This is a genomic window from Acidocella sp. (assembly GCF_013044125.1).
GTDB lineage: Bacteria > Pseudomonadota > Alphaproteobacteria > Acetobacterales > Acetobacteraceae > Acidocella.
The window spans coordinates 1-3,620 of record NZ_JABEVC010000162.1 but is presented as its reverse complement, the minus strand read 5'-3'; the positions used below and the strand labels follow the sequence as shown (position 1 = coordinate 3,620).

At 62.5% G+C, this 3,620-nt stretch carries 4 protein-coding genes; all 4 read left to right on the top strand.

From position 1 onward, the window contains the following. Positions 1 to 428, top strand: a 428-nt coding sequence (locus HKL97_RS10205) for a dihydropteroate synthase (protein ID WP_291424996.1), incomplete at its 5' end; no start/stop codon positions are given. 2 nt (positions 429 to 430) lie between these two features. Next, positions 431 to 1,789 carry a phosphoglucosamine mutase gene (gene glmM / locus HKL97_RS10200; protein WP_291424994.1) on the top strand — a complete coding sequence of 453 codons (1,359 nt, stop codon included), beginning with the start codon at positions 431 to 433 and terminating at the stop codon, positions 1,787 to 1,789. Beyond that, positions 1,790 to 2,566 carry a bifunctional hydroxymethylpyrimidine kinase/phosphomethylpyrimidine kinase gene (gene thiD, locus HKL97_RS10195; RefSeq protein WP_291424992.1) on the top strand — a complete coding sequence of 259 codons (777 nt, stop codon included), beginning with the start codon at positions 1,790 to 1,792 and terminating at the stop codon, positions 2,564 to 2,566. Positions 2,567 to 2,727: 161 nt separating this feature from the next. Next, positions 2,728 to 3,291 carry a hypothetical protein gene (locus HKL97_RS10190; RefSeq protein WP_291424990.1) on the top strand — a complete coding sequence of 188 codons (564 nt, stop codon included), beginning with the start codon at positions 2,728 to 2,730 and terminating at the stop codon, positions 3,289 to 3,291. Positions 3,292 to 3,620 lie beyond the last annotated feature (329 nt).

Sequence of the window (3,620 nt, the reverse complement as noted above, 5' to 3'; positions counted from 1 at the left end):
CGGTGGTGCTCATGCACACCCGCGGCACCCCCGCCACCATGAACGCCGAGGCGCATTACACCGATATCGCAACCGAGGTTCTGGCCGAGTTGACGCAGTTGCGCGACGCCGCCCTGGCCGCCGGGATCGCACCAGAGGCCATCGCGCTGGACCCCGGCCTCGGCTTCGCCAAGCTCGGCGCGCAAAACCTCACCCTCCTGCAAGCCACCGCCCGCTTCGCGGCGCTTGGCCACCCGCTGCTCATCGGCCTGTCGCGCAAAAAATTCATCGGCGAATGCGGCGGCGAACCCAACCCGGCCAAACGCGGACCAGGGTCCATCGCCGCCGGGCTTTATGCCGTGGCCCAAGGGGCGCATATATTGCGCGTGCATGACGTGCCGGAGACGGTACAAGCCCTGCGCATCTGGCAAAGACTTAACCGCGAGTAACAATGGACCAAACTTCCAAACGCCGCCTTTTCGGCACGGACGGCATTCGCGGCACCGCGAACACCGCCCCCATGACCGCCGAAATGGCCCTCAAGCTCGGCCAGGCCGCCGGGCTGCTGTTCACGCGCGGCAACCACCGCCACCGCGTCATCATCGGCAAGGACACACGGCTTTCCGGCTACATGCTAGAGCCCGCCCTCACGGCCGGCTTCATCAGCGCCGGCATGAACGTGACCCTGGCCGGCCCCCTGCCCACCCCCGCCATCGCCATGCTCACCCGCTCGCTGCGGCTCGACCTCGGCGTGGTCATCTCCGCCTCGCACAACCCTTATGAGGACAACGGCATCAAGCTCTTCGGCCCGGACGGCGCCAAGCTCTCGGATGAAACCGAGATGGAGATCGAGGCCCTGATGGAGACCGATCTCTCAGCCCGCCTCGCCGCCTCCAACAAGCTCGGCCGCGCCTCGCGCCTGGTGGACGCCGCCGGGCGCTACATCGAGGCCGCCAAATCCTCCCTGGAGCGCGGCCTGCGGCTGGACGGCCTGCGCATCGTGCTCGATTGCGCGCATGGCGCGGCCTACAAAGTGGCCCCCGCCGCGCTGTGGGAGCTGGGCGCCACCGTCATCTCCATCGGCGTCGAGCCGGACGGCTTCAACATCAACCGCGAGGCCGGCTCCACCGTGCCCCAACACCTCTGCGCCGCCGTGCTGGAGCATGGCGCCGACATCGGCATCGCCCTGGACGGCGACGCCGACCGCGTCATCCTTGCCGACGAACACGGCGAGATCATCGACGGTGACCAGATCCTCGGCCTCATCGCGCGCGACATGCACGAGGCCGGGCGCCTCACCGGCGGCGGCATCGTCGCCACCGTCATGTCCAACCTCGGGCTGGAACGCTTCCTCGGCGCGCAGGGGCTTGCCCTGCACCGCACCAAGGTGGGAGACCGCTACGTAGCCGAGGCCATGCGCGAGCGCGGCATCAACCTCGGCGGCGAACAATCCGGCCATGTCATCCTTTCCGATTTCGCAACCACGGGCGACGGGCTGGTCGCGGCGTTGCAGGTGCTCGCCGTGCTGGTCCGCTCCGGCAAACCCGCCTCGGCAGCCTGCCGGGTGTTCACCCCCCTGCCGCAGCTTTTGCGCAACGTGCGCTTCTCCGGCGCCTCGCCGCTGCGCCTGGCGCATATCCAAACCGCCATCGCCCAGGCGGGCGAGCGGCTCGGCAACACCGGGCGCGTACTCATCCGCCCCTCCGGCACCGAACCGCTGATCCGCGTGATGGCCGAGGGCGAGGACAACGCGCTGATCCAGACCATCGTCGGCGAATTATGCGACACCATCGCCCTGGCCACGGTCTGAATGTTTCGCGTTTTAACCATAGCCGGGTCTGATTCCGGCGGCGGCGCCGGCATCGAGGCCGACATCAAAACCATCTCCGCGCTCGGCGGCTACGCCTGCACCAGCATCACCGCGGTCACCGCGCAGAACACCCTGGGCGTGGCCGGCGTGCATGCCTTACCGGCTGCTTTCGTGCGCCTCTCCATCGAGACCGTGCTGGCTGACATCGGCGCCGACGCCATCAAACTCGGCATGCTCACCAATGAGGAGATCATCCGCGCCGTCGCCGCCTGCCTGCCCGCCGGCGTGCCCCTGGTGCTGGACCCGGTCATGGTCGCCACCTCCGGCGCCGTGTTGCTGCCCGATGCCGCCATCGCCGCCCTGCGCGAACAACTGCTCGCGCGCGCTGCCGTGGTCACCCCCAACCTGCCCGAAGCCGCCAAACTCACCGGCCTGCCCGTGGGCACGCAGGGCGAACAAATCGCCGCCGGGCGCGCACTGCTGGCGATGGGCGCCAAGGCCGCCCTCATCAAAGGCGGCCACGCCAGCGGTGACATGTTAACCGACTATCTCATCACCCCGGAGGCGGTGGAGGCCATCTCGCTGCCGCGCCTGCACACCAGAAACACCCACGGCACCGGCTGCACCCTGGCCTCCGCCATCGCCACCGGCCTGGCCCAGGGCATGGACCTCCCCGCCGCCGTGCACCGGGCGCGCAATTATTTACAACAAGCCATCGCCACCGCCCCAGGTTTTGGCGCCGGACACGGCCCGGTGAATCATTTTTTTGGCATGTAGGGCAAGTGCTCGCAACACCATTTGCCCGTATTGCATAACCGTATCTAACGAAACGAAGCCAAAACTTTTCTTGACCTTCAACAAGGGCAGGGATTAGCTTCTCGCGACCTTTGATATAATTCAATTTTTAATTATTTATACACAACAAAATGGAGGATGAGGTGGGAAAAACTGTCCTTGTAGGTGCAGCCTCGCTATTGATTTGGTCAATAATTTTGAGTCATCCAGCACAAGCACAATGGGCTTCAAAGGTGATCGGTCCTGATGTCTTTGGCAATACAACCGTCATTGCAACCGTTAGCAGCGGGACTGGAAATGCACTCGTAATTCAATGCGATCAGAATAATACACTTGATCTGGCATTTATTTCGCCCGCAACACCGTCTGACATCGATGAGCTATCAAAGACCGACGTTACCATACCTGCTCAATTACTTATCAAGGTCGATCAGGGGCATGTCGTGACCTTCAACGCCCAACTCCAGCAATGGAATAACAACTACGTCGGTGTTGTTGCGAGCGGCCGAACAACCGATATTGTCGCTATTGTCAATGCAATAGGTAAAGCAACAAGTCAAATAAGCGTCGGAACAGAAATTATGGGCAATCAGACAAGCGATACATTCGGAACGGACGGCTCAACCGATGCAATGAACACTGCCACAACGAGTTGTAAGCTTGGTGCCATCACAGCGAGCCCCAGCACAGACAATTCTTCTCCGTAACAGCAATCGTAGGATGGGTGGAGCGTAGCGTAACCCATCGCTTTGCGCTACATCCGCCGGTTGATGGGTTGCGCTGCGTTCCACCCATCCTACGGATACCCGCTTTCGAGACTGTTCTTACTGTGGCCAAACAACCGGAACGGCACGCCCAACCCCATATCATTCTATACACAAAACAAACCCGCACAAATTGGGGTGCAAGCAAAAAATTAATCCATAACAACAACGCGTTATACCAGCTGCCGAATTTTCTGACTCTCCGGGGATTCCCCCGACGCGGTGAGTTGTGATTCGGTGTTTCCCGTTGATTTGATTGATGGGAGGCGGTG

Bases quoted from the DNA above. Each gene is read 5' to 3' on its own strand.
- glmM (WP_291424994.1), top strand. From the start codon at position 431: ATGGACCAAACTTCCAAACGCCGCCTTTTCGGCACGGACGGCATTCGC.
- thiD (WP_291424992.1), top strand. From the start codon at position 1,790: ATGTTTCGCGTTTTAACCATAGCCGGGTCTGATTCCGGCGGCGGCGCC.